Raw genomic sequence first — 21,185 nt, forward strand, 5'->3', positions numbered from 1 at the left:
GCCGCCGCGACGCGGTTTCGGCACGGGTTCGACAATATCGCGCAGAGGCCGAAAGCCACCGCCATTCTGTCATTCGAAGCGCCCTCTTCGTTCGGGGAGTCAATCGATGAAACATTCTTTCGCCGGGATCACGGCCATCTCGCTGGCCGCACTCTGCGCCACCGGGTGCGGCGCCCAGACCTTCCAGCGTCCCCAGCTCGAACTGGCCGCCGGGGAGGCCGCCTATGCCACTTATGGTCCCTGGATCTTCTATCAGACCAGTTCGGAAATGTTCGGTGGCCAACTCTCCTGCGCTGCGGTCGCAAACCTGCCGAACTCCGGCACCGCGGTCCGCGTCGAGCGCGTGGCCGAAGGCTATGTTTTCGGCGTCAACGGTTTCGATCGCCAGCAGATCGGCGCAAATGGCGAAGCGCCGCTGGGCATCTGGTTCGACGGCGATGAGGCGCACGGTGCGGAGAATGTCGGTCGCTTCGTCCGGGACCCCGTGCTGCCCAACAACGACTGGCTCAGCGGCTTTCAGGCGATCGAGGATTTCGACTCCCCGTTCGAAAATTTCATCACTGCCAACGAAATCACCTTTGCCGTCTATGGGCCTGGCCGGGACCAGCGGGCCAGGCCGACTTTCCCGATCGGCACCGGCGAGGTCGTGAAACGCGGGCTCGACCGTTGCTACGAAATGGGTCGTCGCGTTGCGGAAGAAACCGAAGGTCCGATCGCGCCATGCCCCGGCAAGGGTTTGCGGCTGCCGCTGAGCGGCCTGTGCCTTTCGGAAGCCGAGACCTATCTCAGGATCGCCGATGGTCCCGAGCCGGAACTGCAGGGTCCGTGCAGCTGGGCGATCAACGAAGCCTGGCTGGCCGGCCAGATGCTCCTTTACCGAGCCGCCGAATGCAGCGGACGCGTCTCTCGCCTCTATGGCAGCGCGGACGCGCATATGGCGTCGCTGGAACGCATCGAAACCGCCTATCACGAAGACGGCAGCGCCTTCGGGAAGCTGGAAGCGCCATTGCCCTATGCCGATGTCTATGCACGCTTCAAGAGCACGCCAGCCGAAGATGTCGAGGCACGCGCCCTGTACGAGGAACCGCGCGACGTCGTGCAGCGCTGCTCGGCTCGCCGCGCGACGGAAGTATCGGACGGCTATATCGTCGATGTCAGTCCGGCCGAACGCGCCCGCCAGCCGCAGGACGAACCGCCGGCGCATCTTTGCGGAGCCTATGGCTATGGCGATGATGCCGATCTGTGGCGCGTCTTTCAGGGCTATGCCTGGTTCCTGAAACTCGGCCAGGACTATCAGGACATCGATTATCGGTCGCTGACCCTGGTCGAGGAGGACGGCAAGGGCGGTTGGCAACTGGTTCGGTAACCCCCGAAACCGGGTCTGTCGCGCTTCGCAGCCGGAGCATGGCGACCGATCCGCTCCAACGCCGCTTCCGAAACTCGTCTTCAAAAAACGAAAAGGCACCGGTCACGTTCGTACGAGACCGGTGCCCTTTTCCCTGCCGGTCGCTCGGACCGGGCGCCTGTCGGTCGCTTATTTGGGCGTGATGGTGCACTCGCCGGTGATACCGCCATTGGCGTCGGCGCTGATCCGGCGAATCTTGCAGTCGCCGCTGCTGACCACATATTCGCCGGAATAGACAATCATGTCGTTGCGACCGCCGGCGACTTCATTCTTGCCGATCGCGATGAAGAAATGCGATTCGACCCCGTCCGATGCCTGAAGCCAGGTTCCGATCAGACGTCCATTATATTTGACTTCCCAGTTGCTGGTAAGCTCGTAGGTGTTCTCGAAATTTGCCGTCGAAATATGGAAATCGACACCGTTGGCATTGTACATGTTCGTACGCGCCGACTGCGCCGAAGCGGTCGCGGCCGCAAAGCCGCCGAGTGAAAGCGCACATGCGATAAGCGTTTTGATTTTCATTTTGCTATCCTCGTGTTGAAATACCAAGGACGAAGCCCCAATCATCAAGTGCGGAAATATTTCTTCTACGCGCAGCGGACCTGCCCGAAGAAGATTCGGAACTAAAATCGGAATTGCACCAGATATTCTCTGCAGGGGCTCTGAACCGCGACGAGAATTAACGAGGATGCACCAAGGCGGAACTAGCCGAATGACTAGTCGCACTACGCCGAATGGCTAGTGGCAGCAGGGATCGCAGGCACGATTTCCCCGCCATGCCGTGCCGAACATCATGGGTCGGTTGCAACGCGCTGCCCCAAACCGCCGTCGGGGAGGCACCATTCCGGCGGACCATGCCTTCACAGGCATAAGGGAAATGGTAGCGGAGGAGGGATCCACCAACCTCACTTAAGTAGCTGTTAAATTGGCGGTTCTCTATTAGCTTCGCCAAAAATACCCCCTGCAATACCCCCATCTTGGGACCTTTGCGATGAGCGGATATTCGATCGCGGCAAACCGTTGGACTTATCCCGAGCAGTGGGCATTCACTGCGCAAGTTGGTGTATGTCGCAGGCAGCATAGCTCCCACTCACGATACCTGAGAACCAATCCAGATCACTCTGCCGACGACATTGATCGCCTTTCGCTGAACACCGTTCCAGCTTGGATAAGCGGGATGGTCGGTCAGGACAGAAATGCGATTTTTGGTCGGGTCCAGAGCGATCCTCCTGACGAACGTCTCTGACGATCCCCGGACAGCGTAGAGCCCGTCGTGAAGGGCATCGTGAGAGCGCAACCTTTGGATTATGACTTCGTCGCCGTTCTGCAGGGTCGGCTGCATAGCCTCACCAGCAATGGGTAAGATCGCCAAACCTGCAGGCCTGTTGCATAGGCGTCTTAGCCAGGCTTCATCTACGATCCGAGATCGTTCCTGTGGGATTTCCAAGCCCTTGGCCTCAATTACCGGCACAGTGATGACCGAACGTCGCGGAGTTGAAGAACTCTCTTTTCCGCCGAGCAGTTTGGCAGGAACATCGAAATGCAAAGCCAGCTGAGCGATGTCGCTTTGATCGAGACGCGCGGGCGTGCCCCGCTTGATGTATTGCTGGATATAGGCGGAGTTTCGGCCAAGCAGACGCGAAACCGCAGCGTAGGTCTCGTCCCGCTCGCGGATCAAATCATCAAGCGCTTGCCTCGGGGTCATCCTATCCACTCCTAGCGTATCCTATTCCACTATCACGCCAGAGCGGATAATTCCTACTCGGCGAGTTGCGCGGCCCAACCTAGGTTAGGCTTTCTGGACAGGTTTCGAAGGATGCGGTGGTTGGCTTATCAGCACTACTGGGTGGGGCTCGATGCGGGGCATCTCGAAACAGCCGTTTGCCTCATCGACGCAGAGGGCGGGATCCTCTTCGAAGCGATATGCGAAACGAAATCTGGACCCATCAGAGATATTCTGCGGAGGTTTGGCGTCGAGGCAGCGCAGTGCCTCACGATCGAGGCCGGCAATGGCACACAGATGGTTCGCGAACTGCGCTCATTCGGATTTCCCGTTGAGGTGGTCGATGTACGCAAATCGAGCAAGTTCCTGGCAATCAGGCGGCAGAAGACAGATGTCCACGATGCCCGAGGGCTCGCAGAGCTCGGGCGGCTTGCTCGATCGATGGGGTCGCAGGTTTTCGTGAAGCCAATGGAGCATCAGAATATCCGAACTCTGATCAATGTTCGGAGAACAATGCTGAAAAACCGCGCCAGGACGGATGCGCTCATCCAATCGATTTTCAGGTTATACGGCGGGAACGTGAAACTTCTGAACGGAAAGGGTGCGCTAGCCGCTGAGGTGAACGACCAGGTGCGGAAAATGCGGCAGCACGGGCTTGAAATCGGGGTCAATCTGCAACCGCTCGTCGAAATTTCCGAGGCTCTGAGAGAGCAGATCTCCGCTCTTGACCGGCAGATGCGCAATATCGCATCGAACAATCCTACATGTCGCAATTTCCAGACGATCCCCGGCGTCGGAGCTGTGATCGCGCTTTCGTTCTACAGTGCCATCTGCGATCCACATCGATTTAAGCGGAGCCGTGACGTTGGCGCATACTTGGGCCTGACCCCAACCCTATATCAGTCAGGCGCCACTTCACGCCGGGGGCGTATCAGTCGGCACGGTAACAAGCTGACACGGATGCACCTGATTACCGCAGCCACCGTGCTACTTTGCAGGATTGAGATCGAAAGCCGTCTTCGCACTTGGGGTCTCGAGCTGGCCCAGCGGGTTGGGTTCCTGAAGGCGCGCGTTGCCGTGGCCAGGAAGCTTGCGGTGATCATGCTCGGAATGTGGAAATCAGGTTCGCCGTTTCGCGCAGACGGCGAACCTTCGCTGTTCCTCCAGCAGGAGGAGGCAGGCTTGGACCCCGTTCTGATTTCTGGGACGCAGATCTCGCTGTAGGTAATTGGGCCAAGCCTGCCGTCAATCGCAGCGTTCACTTCAGACAACAGCTCATAATGTCGCAAACTTGCAGCATTATCCCCTGAAACAGCGTTACGGTGTCAAAATTGACGCATTACGAACCCGATCGCGACCTGATGCCTACAGGTAGCCATTGAATGCTCGTGCTCTAACTCGGGAATTTGGGCCGCGCTGCAAAGCGATCGTTCGACACTAACTTGGGAGCGGAGTTGCGGGGAAAGCTAACTTTCGGGCGAGCGCCTCAATTTCGTCGCGCCAAGCTAACTTCTCCTGCCATGACTGACGAATAGACGAGGCTCCGTAGATGGCACCAGCCAACTGCCCAGCGATTGCCGCAGTGGTGTCTGCGTCGTCACCAAGGTTGGCTGCCAGCAACACCGCATCATCGAAGTTATCGGTATTTGCTACACACCAGATTGCCGCTTCGAGGCTGTGAGCCACGAAGCCGCTGCTCGAAATTTGATCTCGGGCCTTCCCGCGCCAGCTGCCGGCGACAATCGGCCCGATGTGTGGACCGTAGGATCCGCGAGCATCTCCCAGTGCACTGTCGAAATCGGCACCGAGAATCGCCGCTCGCAGCATCAGCGCATAAGCTTCGCACGCTTCCAGGCATGCATCGGCCGCGTGGGTGGTCATACTCTGCCGACGGGCCACTCGTGTCATCACCGCAGGATCAGCCCGGATGCCCCAGATCGCGACTGGTGCCAGCCTCATCAGAGATCCATTTCCTGCTGAATAGGGATCGTCCGAACCTGAGATGGGATCCCCGCTCTGTTCAAAACGCGAGAGTGCTTGGCGAGTGGTGATCCCGATATCGAAACAGTGGCCTGTTGGGCTGTAAGCCCCATTCTTCCACCATTCGACAAATCGGCGTTGTGCTTCTTGGGGTTCAAAGATTGAGCCCTTGGCCGCACTAGCCAGAAGAGCGTCCCCGAGAGCAAGAGCCATCGCGGTATCATCAGTCCAGGTGCCCGCGTCCAGACCGAACGGCCCTCCCCCGACCATATCGGTGATATGGTCATAGCTATCACGAGGCTTGAACTCGAGCGTCGTCCCCAAAGCGTCTCCGACGGCCAAACCGATCAGACATCCACATGCACGATCGTACACGCGCCAAAGCTCGTGCAGATGGTTCTCCTGCGCCCTGGTTTCGATGGCCCCAGGTCGCACCTCTCTTACTCGTGCAATCGCGCTAGCGGCGTCAGCTTCGCCTAGTTCGATAAGCAGCCTCGCTGCTACCGTTCCCGCCCTGCCGAGACCGCCCCTGCAATGGACGAAAACGCTTCGTCCTTCTGCGAGCATGCCGCGCACGCGAGGTCCAGCGGATCGCCATCGTTGCTCAAATTCATCACCGGGTGCGGTAACATCAACGATTGGCAGATGAAGCCACTCCATGCCGCGAGCGGTCACTTCCGCTTCCAAATTGGAAACGCCAAGAAATTCGATCTCATGATCCTCGATTAGAGATATGACTGCGGCGGCTCCCCAGTCGCGCACCGCGTCCAAGTCGACAGCGAGATCGCGCTCCCAATCGAAGCCGGCAAATGCCGGCCCCCGTTTACCGGGACAGAACGATACTCCAATTCGCCCGGTCGCTGCTGACAGCGTCGGGATCTGGATAGGGTCGGTTAAGCTCTTCCGAAGGCTTCTACTCATTGTGCCTGACTAATCCCTACCTACGATAAAGTTGGCCGCATCTGAGCGCCCTGCGCATCAAACAACACTTGGGAACGCGTTGGCCTCGAGGCAAACCCCAAACCAAGCCGGAATAATCTGTGCGTCCACCTATGGCTCGAACTTCCTTCGCAATTCTTCTGCATGCGCAGCAACCTCAGGAGATGTGGCAGGCGATGCGAACCGCATCAGCCATTCTGACCAGCTTGCCGCAGCAAATCTGACACGGGCACCGCTCACCGCGACAGAGAAGGCCTCGATTTCCGCCCGGTGCTCCGAACGCGCTGAGGCTGACACCCGCGAAGGCTCGGCAAAAAGATAGACCAAGACCGGCGCGCGGCAGATCCGCCGGGCTTCAGTTACCAGCCCGAATGCATGCTTCACGAGCTGGGCAGCATCGAGATAGCGGAAAGAAGACGGCGCCAATCTCAAACTGTCACGCATAGCGCACCACGGGTCCATTTCTTCTCCCCACACATCGCGATCGTACGCATTGGAGAGGATGGCATGCTTGGTGTCGCGAAATGGTTCGAAGCGTTTGGATTCGACTCCGATGAGACAACTGTCGGTGACAACGGCAGCATCAAGCCAGGGATGACGACCGCCATTCCAAGGGAAGCGCATCTGTCGTTCGATCTCGACGGAAATTGGCGGCCATTTGAGATCGTCAAGCCCAGGGAAAGGCGGGAGCAAGGCCGGTCTCTCAATGAACCAGCCGAACCCATTGACCGCCAAAGCGGCGCTACTCTCGGGGCTTTTGAATTTTCCGGAGGCCAGTTCGTTACCGCCTGCTATGGCTAACGAGTGGCGCACGAGCCTCTCGGGGACTCCTGGAAGGAATAGTTCGCTCATGACCCCATAATAGCTCGGAAATGCGTCAAAATAGGTCGCATCATCAAATCCGCCAGCCAACTGCCAGGACAAATTCAACCTGAACCTGACTTTGGCTGGAACTCCTGCAATCGTCTGCTGACAATAGCCTTGTCGGACGAAATCCTAAGCAAGCGCTTGGCTCTATCGTGGGCAAATTCATCGACCCCAAGGACTATGAGTGTGATGCCGTTCATCGGCAACAATTCGCGGCGGCGCGCGTCATAACGTCGGCGCTGCTCTCCGCGAGGCACTCCAGAGACAGTTGGCTTGTCATCGAAAAAGCCGACACGCTCGTTGTGCTGACGCTCGTGATATTCCACGACAAGCCTTAGTTCCGGATAAAAGCCATCGACCGGTAAAGGCCTTCGGTTCCCGCGCAGATCGGGATCTCCGGTAAGAAAAGGAAAGCAATGCTGACGCACTGCTTTCAGCCCGAGAAACTCATCGCAAAGGTCGAGAACATATTGCTCGTCGCGGGCAGACACCCTTGGCTTCGCGTCAACAGCCTTCTTGACCGACCGAAAGTTTGAAGGCTCTCCGCATAACCTCGCCATGACATTTTCCATGTCTGCGTGTTGACTGCTCCCACGCATGACATCCCAGCGGCCGTTGTGCGAATGCCAACCCAGTCCCGCAGCTCGAAGGGCGGCGCGAAACCGCTTTGGATCGATACCGTTGGCATTCGCCATCTCGATGGCGGTAATCAGTTGATCTGACATTTTGCTGCCCAGTCATCCATCAATGGAGGCTGCTGACCATTGCTGCTTCAATGCCAGCCCAGTCATGCTCGTGCGATCCTGAATTGTTCGACATTCCAGCCTTGGTCAAACAGCCCTTGGGAAAAGTGTAACTGTCGATCCGACGTTCCGGCTCCTCCCGCCAAGCTATGTTCACCGCCCAGAACTTCGGGAAAAAATATAGGCTTGAGTAGGGCAAGTGGTCGTGGATCCACCAGGCAAGCTTCCGCCAATCACCTTCATTCTGAAATGCATCCCAGAACGCTGGGACTACGACGCACGCCGTTGCCCCCATTCGCCCCGCCGAGTCCCGACGATCCCAAATGTGGCCAGCGAAATTGGCATCGTTCGAAGCGCAGTTATATCCGCTTTTCCCCGCTACTTGCATCTCATTGCCCAGCCCGTTGACTTCGCACGAGCGAAAAGCAGATCGGACAGCGATGCGACCGAACCGATCCTGCAAGGGCTCAAGTAGTTCTTCACAGAGCCTGCTTCCTGCCGCGATCGCCAGGTCAGGATCATCAGGTACATTATTTAACCCGTGAACGGCTGCAATGTCGGAGAATAGGAAATCCCGCATGAAGAACGACTTCGACAGCCGAACGCGGCCAAAGTCTGCGAGCGTAGATACAGAATCGGGCTTTCTCATAGGGTCGGTCTATCTTCATTATGCGTCAAAAGCGGTCGTAGTAGAGGGTGTCGTTTGCCAAAGTGGTTGGGAGGCGCTCTAGACGCGTTCCAACCACTCTTGCAGTAGGTTATCAGCTCTCGGCCAGCACTTGCCAACTGTTGTATAGTCAGGATGAAATGTCACTAAGTCGTCTGCGCAATATCGTGAACCTCGCAGTGCCCACGCTTTTTCGCCAGATCGTTGGTGGACGAGTACGATGCGAAAGCGAGGCAACTCTTCAGCTACACCTCGGACGCATAATTTCGTCGGCCGCCGATCTCGAGATCATCAGCGAGCGCGAGACGTTTTCTGTCGAACTAGAAAAGCCGCTGCGGAGCAATGGCGGCAAGCGTGGGCGGATCGACGTGTGGTTTCGACTTACAGACGGTGATGGCCGCGAATGGCGTTGTGCGATCGAGCTTAAGTTTTTCAAACGGGAAAACCACCGCGAACCAAACAATCGCTACGACGTGTTCAAGGATATCGCCAGGCTGGAGCAGTGCGCAGATGTCGCGGATCTAGGGTTCATGTTGGTGGCGACCGATCATCGACATTATGTCGACCAGACAAGCTATTCCAGCGACACGAGCGATTTCGATTTCCGCCATGAGCGAGAGTATGCAGGAGGAACCGCCCTTACTTACAAGACCGGCGCGTATGGCCCCCCCATTACCCTCGCTGGGAATTATGCGTTTCGCTGGTCAGAGTGCAGCTCCGCGCTCCCGTACTTGCTAGTCGAGGTTCCCCCGATCCGGCTTGGCCCCGCCTGAGAAATTGACACTCTAACAAACCGAACCAATCACGGTTCGAGCTTGATCTGCAATTCTTCGAGAGCAGCCACGTCGACGCCCTCGTCAACGAGACGGTCAAGATAGGCCAGCAGGTCGTCTTGCCGCGGCTGCCCAAATGCGAGCCGGTAGAGTGTCAGGCTGCGTTTGAGCCAACGTAGCCGCGTGTTTTCCCGACTCATGGGTAGCATTGGCACGCGGCGCTCGACCTTTACCGGACCATCAAAAACCCAGTACGGAACAAGTTCGGATTTGCTCGTGGTAGCGCGCTTGGCCGCGTTGAACATCGCCTCCCATGGGTCCGCAGGTGGCTTTGTAGAAGTGCGGATTGCATCGGCGTGTGCCCGGGCAACATTATGCCGGACCGCATGTCCTTTGAACCGGTGAACACGCCCTTCCCTTTGTTCAAGATCGACCGGGTTCCCCGGGAGATTCCAATGGTAGACTCGATAGCAATAGGGATGAAAATCCAAGCCTTCCTGACCAATCGATGTCGTGGCCAGCACGAACGGTCTGAAAGGCGAGTTGAACGCATCTCGCACGCTTCCGAGCCGCACGGTTCCGCCTTCATCATCCTTGTATTCAGCCAATCGCATAGCGAAGCGACCGCGCATCCTGATGGACGGATGAAAGACGACCTTGCCGTCTTCAACTCCCACATCATCGACATCAATCTGGGAGGGGCGGACTGACAAGGCGTGGGTCATGGCTGCGGCCACGCCGGCGACACGGTCACGCTCGGAGCTCCCGGCCAAACCCTCGCCTTCGACGAGATAATGGGCGTACTCGTCGAGCACTGACTGGAGGTTGTGCTCGACACCATGCGTCAATGCGCTGCGCCAGTAATGGTCATCGCGCTCTTGCCGTAGGAGAGCAACGGCGTCGTACTGATTGAAGAGCGCCCGAAAACCCCAGGCGATTGATGCCGCGGCGTCCAGCAAATGCGGGTCATCCCAAGCCAGTCCTGGCGCAATGCGATGGAGCGCGCGCAATGCACAGACAGCCGGACTTCCCAAGGCTACATCGACCAGCAGATCCAGCGTGTTGTTGTCGAGCTCCCCGAGGGATGCCTCGGTTGCAGTCCTTCGCAACTCGGCGATGTGCTCTCGAAAGCCTTCCTCCTGGATCGTCCATCTGTAACCGAGATACTGCAGCCACTCGGAAGACTTGGTCTTCAACAATACGTCGATCGTTGCCGGTGTGGACCATTCTGCATCCCTGCCAGCTGCTTCTTCACCTTTTTCCTTGGCGAACAGGTGCCCCAGTGCAGTACGAATACGATCCGCAATCTCTGCGCGCATTTCTGCAACCGACAATTGTTCCGGAGCGCCAGAAAAGACGCTTAGCGGATCACAGATTCGGGCCAGTGTTGGTGACGGATAGATCAGGTGTAGCGCGCGCATCGCAGCCGGGCGACCATCGACCAGCTTGAACTGAAGCGGACGGCGGCGCGTGGCTTCCGAGTAGGATCGAACGACCGACGCTGCCCCCATCCGCCGTTCGGCCTCGTAGGAAAGCAGTGCGGCAAGCGCATCTGGCACCATCTGCCATGCAGAAAAGACAAGCGCTTTCGTAGCCGGTGTGCCCTCAGATGCCGGGCCATAATATGTGACCGCCGGGGGAAGCCAGAGGTGCTGATGCAGCCCGGAGTCAAACAAATCAGCCATCAATGCTCGAAGGCGCCCATTAGCCGGATCAATCGGCTGATAAGCTTCGACCTGTTCACGACTGATGCCCAGCGCCTGCGCATCGCTCAACGCTGATATCAGGGCCGGGCTTGAATTTGCGGCTTTATCCTTCAGGCGATGCTTTAGCGTGTAATCACGCATAAAATTCAGGAGGTAAGGGGCGGACTTCCAATACTCGATGATTTCGCGCGCATCGACGGCTCGCGCCACGCGGGAAAACGCTTCGGCCTGAAGGAGATCGGAAGGTGCGAGCGGCACGTTGATCGATGGCTCCGCCAGCATCGAATCCCGTTCAGCAGTACTGCCAACGCGCTCGGTGCGCGCCATAACGCGCTTCAGTGTACGCTGAACCTTGTTGCGCGCGCGCTTGGCGTCGGTCGCGCTCGTCGGCAGTTGCTGGAGCAGCTTACGAAAGCGGCGCATTTCGCGGTCAAGTTCGACCTTGATGGTCGCCCCCTTATCGCGGCCGTAGAGGAACTCGATTGTTTCGAGGAAGTCCTCGTAGTGATCGCCGTCATCGGGCTCATCGCCCGAGAGCGTGAGCATCTTGTAGGGAGTTGCGGAGAGTAGAAGGGTACGTGCGCTGGCTGTATCGTCAGAATAGTCAAACAGGGCCCGTGCGAGCTCGGCCGGCTCCCCCTCACCGCGCAGCAATTCCCGAAAACGTTGGAATTCGTCGAGGATGATAAGATCTGGCTTGAGCGCACTGACGCAAGCGTGCGATAGCATGCTCCGTAGCGCCCCGATTACCTCGTTTCGTTTCCAACGCTTCTCGTCAGGGTATGTTGGCTGGCGGCGCGGGAACAGCGAGATCATTTCGTCGATTGCCGACAACAGCGATGCATCTTGACGGACTGCGTCTTGGAAGTTCGAAACTATCGTCGGATCAATACCCTCAAGTGACATGCTACCGACGCACGCATCCCAGCGTCCATTCCCGGCGTCCACTTGCAGCGCGTTTCTGAGCGGCGTGAACGAAAAGCCCATGGCTTCAAGCAGGCGATGCAAGAGCGCCCGTTCTTCAACGACCCCGGTGGTGGATCGAAGATTGAACGTGGTTCCAGGCGTGAGGCTGATGAAATTGACCTTGTTCGCAGACAGATCTTGTTCGCCGCGAAGCTGCAATGGCACCAAGGTCATGCGAGTGGGCAAGGCCATCGCACGCTTTCCCAATACATTGAGACGATTGAGATTTTGCGCGGCGATGGCCTGATTGGAGCAGATGTATAGAATGTCGATCCGCTTTGATCGATTCCACAGCGCTTCGATGGTCTTGGCGATCACCCCGCGGGCAACCATGGTTTTGCCCAGACCCACTTCGTCTGCGACCAGGAACTGACGCACTGGATCGGGGCCATGCAAACGGTCGAACACATAGTCTACCGTGCGACGCTGAAAGCGCTTGAGTTGAGCGAGTGCGGCGCCCGCGTCGAACGGCTCATTCTCCATGGCCGGACTCCTCCAGTACGGCACGGAATGTCTGCCAGAGGACCCGAAACTCTTCGGGTATTGGATCGGCACCTTCTGTTTTTGACTCTGCTAGCCTGGTCATCAGACGATCAACTGCATTCAGCCGTCCATCCTTGGCGCAAAGGGCCCGGACGAGTTCTTCGAGCAACGGTTCATCATCGGCCATGGCCATGGCCCACCCTGCCCCACTGCCGCCTCCGTCGGCCGCCAAAGCCGCCGCAAACGGATCACCGAGTGCGGTGAGCAAGAGCCTCAAATAGCGCAGGAATGTTTTGCGATCATTGATCACCGATCGCATGATCGCTGCGTCTCGCTCGGCCGGTAGGCCCTCAATCGGCAAGCCAGTGCTAAAAAGGATGCTTTGACCGGTTGCCCGTTCCTTCATTTCGATCGCCAGAAAGCGTGTGACATCGGCGAGCGGAACCACACCCAAGTCCAAAGCCGCACCGGCTTCCAGTGATGCCTGAGCATCCTTGGCGTGCCCTTCCCCTCGGGTTATCGGCCAAACCCGCACGCGGTTGATGTCCGCAAGTGCAATGCCTCCGGCAGGTGGAACCAGCCACATGCGCCAATTGCCTGGGCCCTCGGTCGCGTCTGCTTCACAACGGATGCTGATGCCTCCGCGGGCAAGCGCCCGCCGAGCAATGAGGAGCACTCTTTCAGCAGCGCGCTCGGAAGCTTCAGCAGCAGCCAGTTCTCCTGGAATGAAAGCGCGAGTCAGTCGCCCGAACCCGTTTTCGCCGAGAATGGTCTCGATCGACCCCAGCTTTGACGTCTTACCCGTGAACGTGATGAAGAACTCGACATTTCGCCCTGAGATGAACGCGGGCGTGGTCGCATTTCCGGAGCCCAAAGTCAGACGGGTATCCCAGCTATGCTCGGCAACGATTATCTTGGCGTGGAGCCCTTCCAGAGCTGACGAAACAGCTTCCTCACCATCCTCACGCTCGGCCATTTCATCTAGGACCGCGACATGTTCGAAATCTTCGAGTGTTTCGGCAGCTATGCAGGCAAGCTGATCGGGCCTGCTTATCAAGATTTCGGCGGAGCGGCGTGCCTTTCCAGCCAACATCGACAACGCATCATCATCGCAAAATGGCGAGACTACACCGATACGGGTGCATTCCGGCGGCTGCCAAGGCCGCCCTGCCAGCCCGTTGACTGCGAACTCAAATTTTTCACACGCATCAGGCAATGCCCAGTCAGCAAAGCGCATGTCTTCGGCGAGTTCCATAGTGAGCGCCCGCTGCTCATCCGGGACGGGGCTGACCGCGAGATCTGGGAGCGCGGAGAGCAATGCATACAGGGGACGGTTCTGGGCCTTAGGCTGGCGAGTGCGGCGTCCGTCGAGACGCACGGCTATGTCCCATGACCTGTCGCGCGTGAGATTGCGTGACAATACGAGCACCCTCAGAAGATCATCGCCCTCTTCGTCCAATGGCTTGAACCGCAGCGCCCAGATTTTCGGATGGAAGCTACCCTCACCTGGCGCTTGGACTTCGACGATAACCTTCTCGAGCAACGAGCAAAGTCGAGATTGTTGGGCAAGTCCCGCATGGATTTGACCTGCCTCGGCGAAGACGGCCAAGCGCCCCGAAATCCGCTCCGCTCCCTCGAGCAGAGCAATAGGATGCTGCAAAATTTCGTCTCTATTGTCGGCGGCAAACAAAGCCAGGCTGACCGGCACGGCTAGCGCGGTCTCAAAATCGAGTGAGAATGTCGTCGCCACGCCGGCATCGAAGCGATACCCGGGGGGAGCCTGAAGGCTATCGCCGTACAGAAGCCGGTTTTCGGGATCGAGCGTTGTCCTGCTCAACGCTTGAGATCCTTCAGATGGCTTTGTGCGATTGACCAGCGAAACTGAAGCCTTCCAGTTCCGGATGCTCCTTGCCAACGGTCCCGCGCACTCTTGTTTGCAAACCGGGATTGCCCCTTTTTGAGCCTCCTCTCACGCGTCATGACGAGCCCGTTTGCAGCGTCGCGATTGCGGCCCAATCCTCCCTCCTTCCGCACCAAGGCCACCCATTCGGTGACAAACCGCTTGGCCGGTTCGAGGACCGAATGTCCGGTATGACGTGTCTCGTGCCAGAAATCATCCAGCGACCAGGATGCCAATTCCTTGGTATCGAGTTCGTCGCTCCATTCGGTGAGTGCGGTTTGGTAGCGCTCAATCCAGTCCTCGTTTTCCCGCAGCTCACTCAACAGCAGATTGTAGAGCAGCGCGGCGCCATGCATGACGCCCGAGAATATCCTGGCATGTTCAACCAGCACTCGTGCCTGAGCAGGAAAATCCGCAATATGCGGATGCAGCCATATTGCATCTGCCTTTGCCCGATCGCTCCGGCTTGCCAAATAGGTCAAGAGGCTGTGGGGATGGCGATCGACAAGGCGATCGACAAGAAAACTCGCCTCGTCCGGTTCCAGATCGAAATCGACGGTGTCAGGCCATCCCTTCGGTGGCTGAGGCATGCGGTCGTGCCACAGATGTCGATGCCGCTGTGCCCCGCTCATGTCGTCTTCGACGTGATCTTTACCAGTATCCTTGGGCCAGTGCGGCAAGGCGGCAAAATAGGACTCAATCGAACCAGGAAATTGCCGGATACCCCAGCTTTCCAGTCCCGACCAATAGATACTGCTAGGCAGGCGCTTGAGCTTCTCGCCAGCGTCCTTGCCAATGATGCCAACGGCACCAGGCGCGCCAGAAATCAGCGCCTGGCCAAGTTCGATTTCCTTCTGACATGCTTTGGCTGCAATGTCTCGCGGACTGAGATGAGACGGCAGGGAGTCGAATATCCACGGAATGAACAGCATGTACCGCAGCCGCGTGTGAATGGTGCTCGTTCCGGGAAAAAGATGATCGGCTATGGAATCCCTGATCGCGCCAAGCCCAAGCTCGTCGCGGCTATCCTGCTCACGGAACAGGTCCATCAACCGCTGCGCACGATCGCGTTCTGTCTCGTCAAAATCGACCCAGCCAATTGCTGAACTCATTTTTAGCGCCAAGTGCCAGTGCCCCTCAGATCCCTCTGCCCAGCGTCAGTTCGCCGGTCTCTGTCCAGAATACGGCGACGCCATCAACGGACTTGCCACCCATTAGCCCAACTGCATCAACATAGGCTGCCAGTTGCGACCAGTAGCGTTCGAAGCGAAGCGCGTGATCTTCCGCCGCCCCGCTCTTGTGATCGACGATCATGAACCCGCTGGTGCCTTCAGCGATAAGGTCGAGGATGATGCTCTGCCTCCCACCATCTGAAAGAGGGACCTCGATCGGTTGCTCAACATGTAGTCGGGGATAGCCAATGTCCGCGAAAGCCTGTCGCAGAGCATCTGCCTGCTGCACAAGAAATTCGACTTCGGCATCGAGAATGCGGCAATGCTCCTGAACCCTGTGGCGTAAATCAGGACGGCAGAGAAGAATGCGCAGCGCTTCGTGGATCGCCGTGCCCTTATCGGTCGCCTGCAGGAGATCAGGTCCGGCCAGCTTTACACCTGGTGCGATCACACGCGTCTCGATCTGGGATGGAAGCGGGCGTGACGTAGCAATTGCCTGCGAGGGGCTTACCACAGATGCCATGTCGTCGATCGGGCGCCGCTCCAGGGCAAATCGCAGCTCGCGGTCGGACGCGTCGAGATGAACTTTGTTCTCAGCCTCGAACGAAGCCGGCAACTCCTTGCTGCAGATCGTCATGCGCGCAGGAAATTCTTCGGCGCCGACGCTGACCTGGTTACCCTGAAATCTGATGCCGCAAACGTCGTTCAGAAGGCGGCGGCCAGTTATCGGTAGAGGCGGATCAACCTTCTCATCGTCCTGCGGCCATTCGATAATCAGGCGGTCCCGCGCACGGGTCAGGGCCACGTAAAGCAGCCGCCTCGCTGTTTCTTCGGACTCCGGATGGAGTTCATGAAGAAAGCGATCGGTCGCTTCAGGCGCGGCAAATTCGGGAGCATAGGCGAGCGTTGCCTCCTCGATCACATGATCTAGATCGTCGAACCCCGGAAATTTGGTGCTGAAGGTCCCGGCACGGGGGTCGAGCTTGTGGTCGAGCCCGCAGACAACGACGATTGGCCATTCACGTCCTTTAGACGCGTGCCAGGTGACGATCTCGACTCCGTCGGCCTCGCTGCCTGAAGGGTTAGGCCGCAGATCTTCGCCTTTGAGCCCGACCTTGTTCTCAAGCCAGCCGAGAAAAACGTTGGCGCTCTGCCCATAAAAGCCGGATGCTTCGCGCATGTCGCGGTGAGCATCCATGAATGCTGCCGCTTCCGCTTCGAACCGCAGCAGGTCGGCTCTCATCTGGGCTGGGTCATCGAGCCTGTCGCACCATTCGCGAAGGCCCGCGACTTCGATGACTTGATGAACCAGACGATCAACTGGGGTCGCGAGCGAGTCGGGCCAAAGTTTCTGCAGCGCAGTCAATTCAGGCGTGTCGATCCGGCCTTGCTGGGCAAGCGCCCTGATCGCGTCCGGAAGTGCTGTCGCCCCGGGACCAAGCGTGGCCGTACAAATCGCGGCATGGCTGTCTGCAGGATCAACGGCGAACCGCAGGGCAAAGCACGCGGCCTGGACGATCTTGCTCTGCCACCAGCCGCCTTCAGCCACGCGAACCGGCAGGCCAAGTGATCGCAGCGCGCTGGCATAGCTCGCGCAATGGCTATGGGTCGGGCACAGGACCGCGATGTCTCTGGGCTCCAGCGGTCGCAAATTCTTCGTATGCCTGTCGATGATCGTCACATGATCGTCGGACAGCAGGGAGAGCAGGCGATCCGCGACGAAATGCTGGGGCTTCCCGCCGGAGCGCGCGCCGCGCTTGTTAGACAGTTCTATTATCTCAAGCGCGGTGTCATGTCCGGTGGGGTTCTGCGCGGTGAGCGAAGTGTAGTCATCGCCGAAAAGGCAAGGACCGAGCGCGTTGACGAAATCCATGATCCGCGGATCGGAACGCCAGTTCCGGTTGAGCGGGCTGGTTTCAAACTGCTTCGTGAGCGCGACCGTCAGCCGTGGGTCGGCACCTTGAAAGCCCATGATGGCCTGCTTGGTATCGCCGACGACGAGCGAGCGCTTCGCTTGCCGCGCCAGGGCCCACAGGAACGTGAATTGGATCGGGTTTGTGTCCTGGAACTCGTCGACAATGACACAGTCCACCTCATCCATGATCGCGGCAAGCACGCCGGGCTTCTCATCGAGAATCCGCGCGGCGTTGGTGACCATGTCGCTGAAATCGATGACTCCGAGCTCCCGCTTGCGGGTCTCGTAGTCGGTCATGGCCGATTGCGCGCCTTCTACGAGCGCGCGAGCATGGGAAACCGCATCTTCGAGCGGGCCCGGATGATAGACCAGTGTGTCGGCCGCCGTCATGACCGCAGCGGCCAGGTCATCGTAACCATCAGGCGTCGGACTGCCGCGCTTGGACTGGCGAAGATCGCGCAGGCGCTGCCAGAGCTTCCAGTCCTTCCCTCCGGTCGAGAGGAGTTGTTCGGCTTGCTTCAATGCGCGGAAATTATCCCGAAACGCCGTCTTGGCCGCGGCACTTCCAGCGTCGTCCGCCAGCGATCTCGGAAAGGCGAGAAGCAGCGCGTCGACAGCCTGTTTCAAGCCAGCCGCCAGGGCCTCTGGCGTCCCGACCGGCTGGCGATATCCCTGCCTGATCGACGCCTCGACGAAGTCGGCCATCGCCGGGTCGCTTCCGCGCGGTCCAAGCGTTCGCAGGAGTGCGATGACGCCGAGCAATGTCTTGCGGAAGCTGTCTTCAGCCGTGTCGTCCGAGATGAAGCTACCCCGGTAGCCATAGGCCCCGAGGTTACGGGAGAGCTCGCTTAGCGCCTGGTTCTCCTCGATCGAACGGCGGATGAGCAGGTCCTGCTCGTCTTCTGCGATGAGACGTTGCTGCGGCGAAGAGCCTGCCGCAAAGGCGTGCTCAATCAGCAATCGGCGACCAAGTCCATGGATTGTGGAAACATAGGCTCGCTCAACGGCCAAAGCCGCTTGCAGATTGCCGTCAGCAATCAGTGCTCCGCGGATCCTCTGACGAAGTTCCCCAGCCGCGGCCTCCGTGAAAGTGACGGCCAGTATCCGCTCTGGCCGAACTTTGCCGTAACGCACCCACTGGGTGAGGGTTTCCTGGATGTGATGGGTCTTGCCAGCCCCTGCACCGGCTGGAACGATCGAAAGCTCAGTCATCTTCATTGTCCGTAAGGGCCACCGAGGGGCTGATGTCGTCGCGCATGAAAGCGGCGATCAACGGACTGTCTTCCAGCGCATAGGTGCCGAGCGCGGCGGAACGCTGGAAGAACTTCTCGTCGGCTGTAGTGTTGGTATCGAGGCGGCCGGCATTGAGAGCATCGAACCGCGTCGAAATGAGCGCCAGCGCATGCTCGGCAATATCGCCCGCAACAAGTTCGACCTCAGCGCTATCGAACTCGTCGATCCCGTTGAGCAGGACATTCCCGTCGTTGAGGGTGTGATAGGCGACTGCCGGGAGCTTCGACCACCCGCTCAACGCCTCGGCAATACGGACCACGCCTTCGTTGCTGCGCTCGTCGAGCCGAACGCTCATGCGCCGGTAGAGATCAACCTGTAGATCCCATCCCTTCTGGAGACGCTGGCGACGCGTGCCGGAACTGCTCTTCTTGTAATCCACGACGATCGGCTGCCCATCGGGAAGCCGCAGCAGGCAATCGGCTTTGCCGTGCACGGGATGACCGAACAGCTCTCCCGAGAGCCAGAACTCATTGCCCACGATCTCGGCGTCCAGAGATTTGAGGACCAACGACCAATGCTTCGCGGACTTGGTGATTTCTGCCTCAAGCGTGTTGCGCTCGACCGCCCATGCCGACGTCTGGAGAAACGGCGCCAATGCGCGAATGCGATCGAGCAGTAGGTCGGGGACCTTGGCTTCGATCTCTTCATTGGACGGATGCGCCTTGCCCGGCAGAAACAGGCGCTCGAAAACCTCGTGCGCGAGGGATCCGCGAAGCATGACGTCAAGCGCCTCGGGCTGCCAGGAAACATGTTCGGCGCCCAGCTCAGCGAGGAGCCAGGCCAGGGGACTGACCAGAAGCTTTTCGAGCCGGCTCGGGCTCTGCGCTCGCACACTGCCGTCTTCCTTCTGGCGCAGCCCCAGAAGATTGAAGTCGAACGCATAGTGCGGCGGCACCTCCGGCATCAGCGCCGGTTCAATCACTGGTCTGGGCTTCCACGCCACCAGCCTGTCCCAGATCGTTCCCTCGCTATGGTTCAAAGGCACGATCAGATCCTCTGGGTCCTCTATCCCTTCCACAAGCCGCGAGATCAGCGGCAGGCTCGACGACACCGAAAGCGAGCTACCACTGCGATCACGCTCTGACAGGATGAGGATAACCTGCTCGCTCGCTGCACCAATCTGGCGCGTGAAGAGCTCGAGCGCGGCAGCGAGTTGCTGCGCCTGCGATGGCAGCTGGATGCCCGTCACATCGGCAATCGATGCGACTTCGCTGTCGAGGAAAAACGGATTGCCCGCGGGCGGTGACGGATAGGCACCGTCATTGAAGCCCAGGACGAGAAGCTTGCGAAACGGCCGCTTCGGTGTTTCGTGGGCCATCATCACCGAGATCCCACCGAGGAAGTAAGCTCCTCTCGCCGGTGGCGCAGCTTGGTAGGCCGCTGCCATCTGGATGGCTTTCTCCAGTTCCGCTTCTGCCGCGTCATTGGCATTGCCAAGTGCTGCGATCAGGCGCGATGCCTGTTGCTTCGCTTCAGCGACATCCTCAGCGAGCGCCTCGTTGTCGCTGAGCAGCCTCTGGAAAGATCGAATCTGCTCCTTGAGCTGGCCGTTGGTCGAAGGCGAGTTCGAGCGGATCAGGGCGAAGAGAGCGGCCTGTCTGCCTGTGAAGTCACGAACATCCCTTGGCTGAAAATCGCCGTCCATGACGGCAGCCGCCAGGGCCGTCCCCACTTCTTCGGGCCAGCACAGGACTGGTGAACAGTAGAGCGATGCGAGCGCCATGGCGGGAGCTGGCCGACGTCGGCATTGAAGGAAATGCAGAAGAGCCTCTCCGCCAATGTTCCTCCGCTGACCAACCCCAGGAAGCGATGAGGCAACCAAACCAGCGTGGGCGAAGGTCTCTGCCAGATAATGACCATATTCCGCCCCCTGCGGGACGATGATGCCGATGTCGCTGGCTGCGAGAGTTGCATCATCAGCCAGCCATCGCTGCACGATGGCCGCCGCGGCCTCGCATTCGGTCAGGGAGTCTCGGACGGACAGTATTGCCAGGCTGTCGTCGAGCGGCATGACCGGTACATCCGGATCCAGAAGATGGCGTTGTACATGGCCTGCCAGACACGATCCGGTTGCCCGCGCCAGCTTCCGGTCAGAAATCAGACGGACGACGTCATTATCGTCCTCGCTCAGCTGGCCATGATGGGTTTCGATGTGCTCGATCACCGCTCGCTCCAGCGGGGTCAGCTGAACGCAGTCTCGATCCCAGACAACCTGCAACGGCTGCAGAGCATCACCTGCGTCACTCGCAAGGAAAGCCTTGAGCGTCGCAAGATCGGACGGAACAAGGGCATCGCTGCTGATCCAGAGATTGCGCAACGCCTCCAAATGAAGGCGCGCCCTGCCCTCGCCCGGCAGCGCATCAAACTCGATCGACCTTGGATCGAGATCGCGCGTAGCCATCATCATGTGGCGGAGCATCGCCCCCACGGCACCAGTGGTCTGCTCAGGCGCTACCGCGAAGCTTTCTGCCCAAGGGACGCTGTCACCCAAGGCATCAAGGGCCTCGCGCAGCGGCTTCTCGGTGGACTGAGGTAAGGCATAAAGGCTTCCCAGGAGCTGCGCGCTGAGGGGCATGCAGCTCGTAAAGGGCGCTTCGCCGATCCGAAGATGGCAGTTTTCAAACATTCAAGATTACCCCTCAGAATTCGCCCT

Annotated in this window: 14 protein-coding genes; 3 read left to right on the forward strand and 11 right to left on the reverse strand. The window is 58.8% G+C overall.

Annotated elements, in window-relative coordinates:
* Window positions 1-106: 106 nt before the first annotated feature.
* The gene (locus DKB74_RS06495) at window positions 107-1,366 is read left to right on the forward strand and encodes a hypothetical protein (RefSeq protein WP_109807334.1); all 1,260 of its coding nucleotides are present in this window, start codon (window positions 107-109) and stop codon (window positions 1,364-1,366) included.
* 168 nt (window positions 1,367-1,534) lie between these two features.
* Here the strand turns inward: DKB74_RS06495 and DKB74_RS06500 are convergent, their stop codons facing one another.
* On the reverse strand, window positions 1,535-1,927 hold the full coding sequence (locus DKB74_RS06500; RefSeq protein ID WP_109807335.1) for a hypothetical protein: 393 nt from the start codon (window positions 1,925-1,927) through the stop codon (window positions 1,535-1,537).
* Between the two features lie 568 nt (window positions 1,928-2,495).
* The gene (locus tag DKB74_RS06505) at window positions 2,496-3,110 is read right to left on the reverse strand and encodes a S24 family peptidase (protein WP_109807336.1); all 615 of its coding nucleotides are present in this window, start codon (window positions 3,108-3,110) and stop codon (window positions 2,496-2,498) included.
* A 120-nt stretch (window positions 3,111-3,230) separates the two neighbouring features.
* On the opposite strand from DKB74_RS06505, the gene DKB74_RS06510 reads away from it, so the two are divergent.
* Window positions 3,231-4,352 (forward strand): IS110 family RNA-guided transposase, encoded by a 1,122-nt coding sequence (locus DKB74_RS06510; protein ID WP_161956821.1) that lies wholly within the window; start codon window positions 3,231-3,233, stop codon window positions 4,350-4,352.
* Between the two features lie 213 nt (window positions 4,353-4,565).
* On the opposite strand, the gene DKB74_RS06515 is transcribed toward DKB74_RS06510, so the two are convergent.
* From DKB74_RS06515 to DKB74_RS06530, 4 genes are all read right to left on the reverse strand, one after another.
* Window positions 4,566-6,029, reverse strand: coding sequence for an ADP-ribosylglycohydrolase family protein (locus DKB74_RS06515; protein WP_109807338.1), 1,464 nt, complete (start codon window positions 6,027-6,029; stop codon window positions 4,566-4,568).
* Window positions 6,030-6,158: 129 nt separating this feature from the next.
* Window positions 6,159-6,977 (reverse strand): PGN_0703 family putative restriction endonuclease, encoded by an 819-nt coding sequence (locus DKB74_RS18535; protein ID WP_145960916.1) that lies wholly within the window; start codon window positions 6,975-6,977, stop codon window positions 6,159-6,161.
* Complete coding sequence (locus DKB74_RS18955; protein WP_205007847.1) at window positions 6,974-7,639, reverse strand: hypothetical protein; 666 nt, start codon at window positions 7,637-7,639, stop codon at window positions 6,974-6,976. Before DKB74_RS18955 ends, DKB74_RS18535 begins: the two co-directional genes overlap by 4 nt.
* 19 nt (window positions 7,640-7,658) lie before the next feature.
* On the reverse strand, window positions 7,659-8,306 hold the full coding sequence (locus tag DKB74_RS06530) for a hypothetical protein (RefSeq protein ID WP_109807340.1): 648 nt from the start codon (window positions 8,304-8,306) through the stop codon (window positions 7,659-7,661).
* A gap of 158 nt (window positions 8,307-8,464) precedes the next feature.
* Between DKB74_RS06530 and DKB74_RS06535 the strand changes: the two genes are divergently transcribed.
* Entirely contained in the window at window positions 8,465-9,097 is a 633-nt protein-coding gene (locus tag DKB74_RS06535; RefSeq protein ID WP_164497924.1) for a hypothetical protein, read from the forward strand.
* 29 nt (window positions 9,098-9,126) lie between these two features.
* Here the strand turns inward: DKB74_RS06535 and DKB74_RS06540 are convergent, their stop codons facing one another.
* The 5 genes from DKB74_RS06540 to DKB74_RS06560 are packed head-to-tail and all read right to left on the reverse strand — an operon-like array spanning window position 9,127 to window position 21,158.
* Window positions 9,127-12,252 carry a helicase-related protein gene (locus DKB74_RS06540; protein WP_109807342.1) on the reverse strand — a complete coding sequence of 1,042 codons (3,126 nt, stop codon included), beginning with the start codon at window positions 12,250-12,252 and terminating at the stop codon, window positions 9,127-9,129.
* The gene (locus DKB74_RS06545) at window positions 12,242-14,089 is read right to left on the reverse strand and encodes a phospholipase D family protein (RefSeq protein ID WP_109807343.1); all 1,848 of its coding nucleotides are present in this window, start codon (window positions 14,087-14,089) and stop codon (window positions 12,242-12,244) included. Before DKB74_RS06545 ends, DKB74_RS06540 begins: the two co-directional genes overlap by 11 nt.
* Window positions 14,086-15,264 (reverse strand): DUF6361 family protein, encoded by a 1,179-nt coding sequence (locus DKB74_RS06550; RefSeq protein ID WP_109807344.1) that lies wholly within the window; start codon window positions 15,262-15,264, stop codon window positions 14,086-14,088. The genes DKB74_RS06545 and DKB74_RS06550 overlap by 4 nt, the downstream gene beginning before the upstream one ends.
* A 25-nt stretch (window positions 15,265-15,289) precedes the next feature.
* Entirely contained in the window at window positions 15,290-18,451 is a 3,162-nt protein-coding gene (locus DKB74_RS06555) for a UvrD-helicase domain-containing protein (RefSeq protein WP_161956822.1), read from the reverse strand.
* Window positions 18,444-21,158, reverse strand: coding sequence for a PD-(D/E)XK nuclease family protein (locus DKB74_RS06560; RefSeq protein WP_109807346.1), 2,715 nt, complete (start codon window positions 21,156-21,158; stop codon window positions 18,444-18,446). Before DKB74_RS06560 ends, DKB74_RS06555 begins: the two co-directional genes overlap by 8 nt.
* Between the last annotated feature and the right edge of the window lie 27 nt (window positions 21,159-21,185).

The sequence above is a fragment of the Stakelama portus genome, assembly GCF_003171655.1.
In the GTDB taxonomy this organism is placed as follows: domain Bacteria; phylum Pseudomonadota; class Alphaproteobacteria; order Sphingomonadales; family Sphingomonadaceae; genus Sphingomonas; species Sphingomonas portus.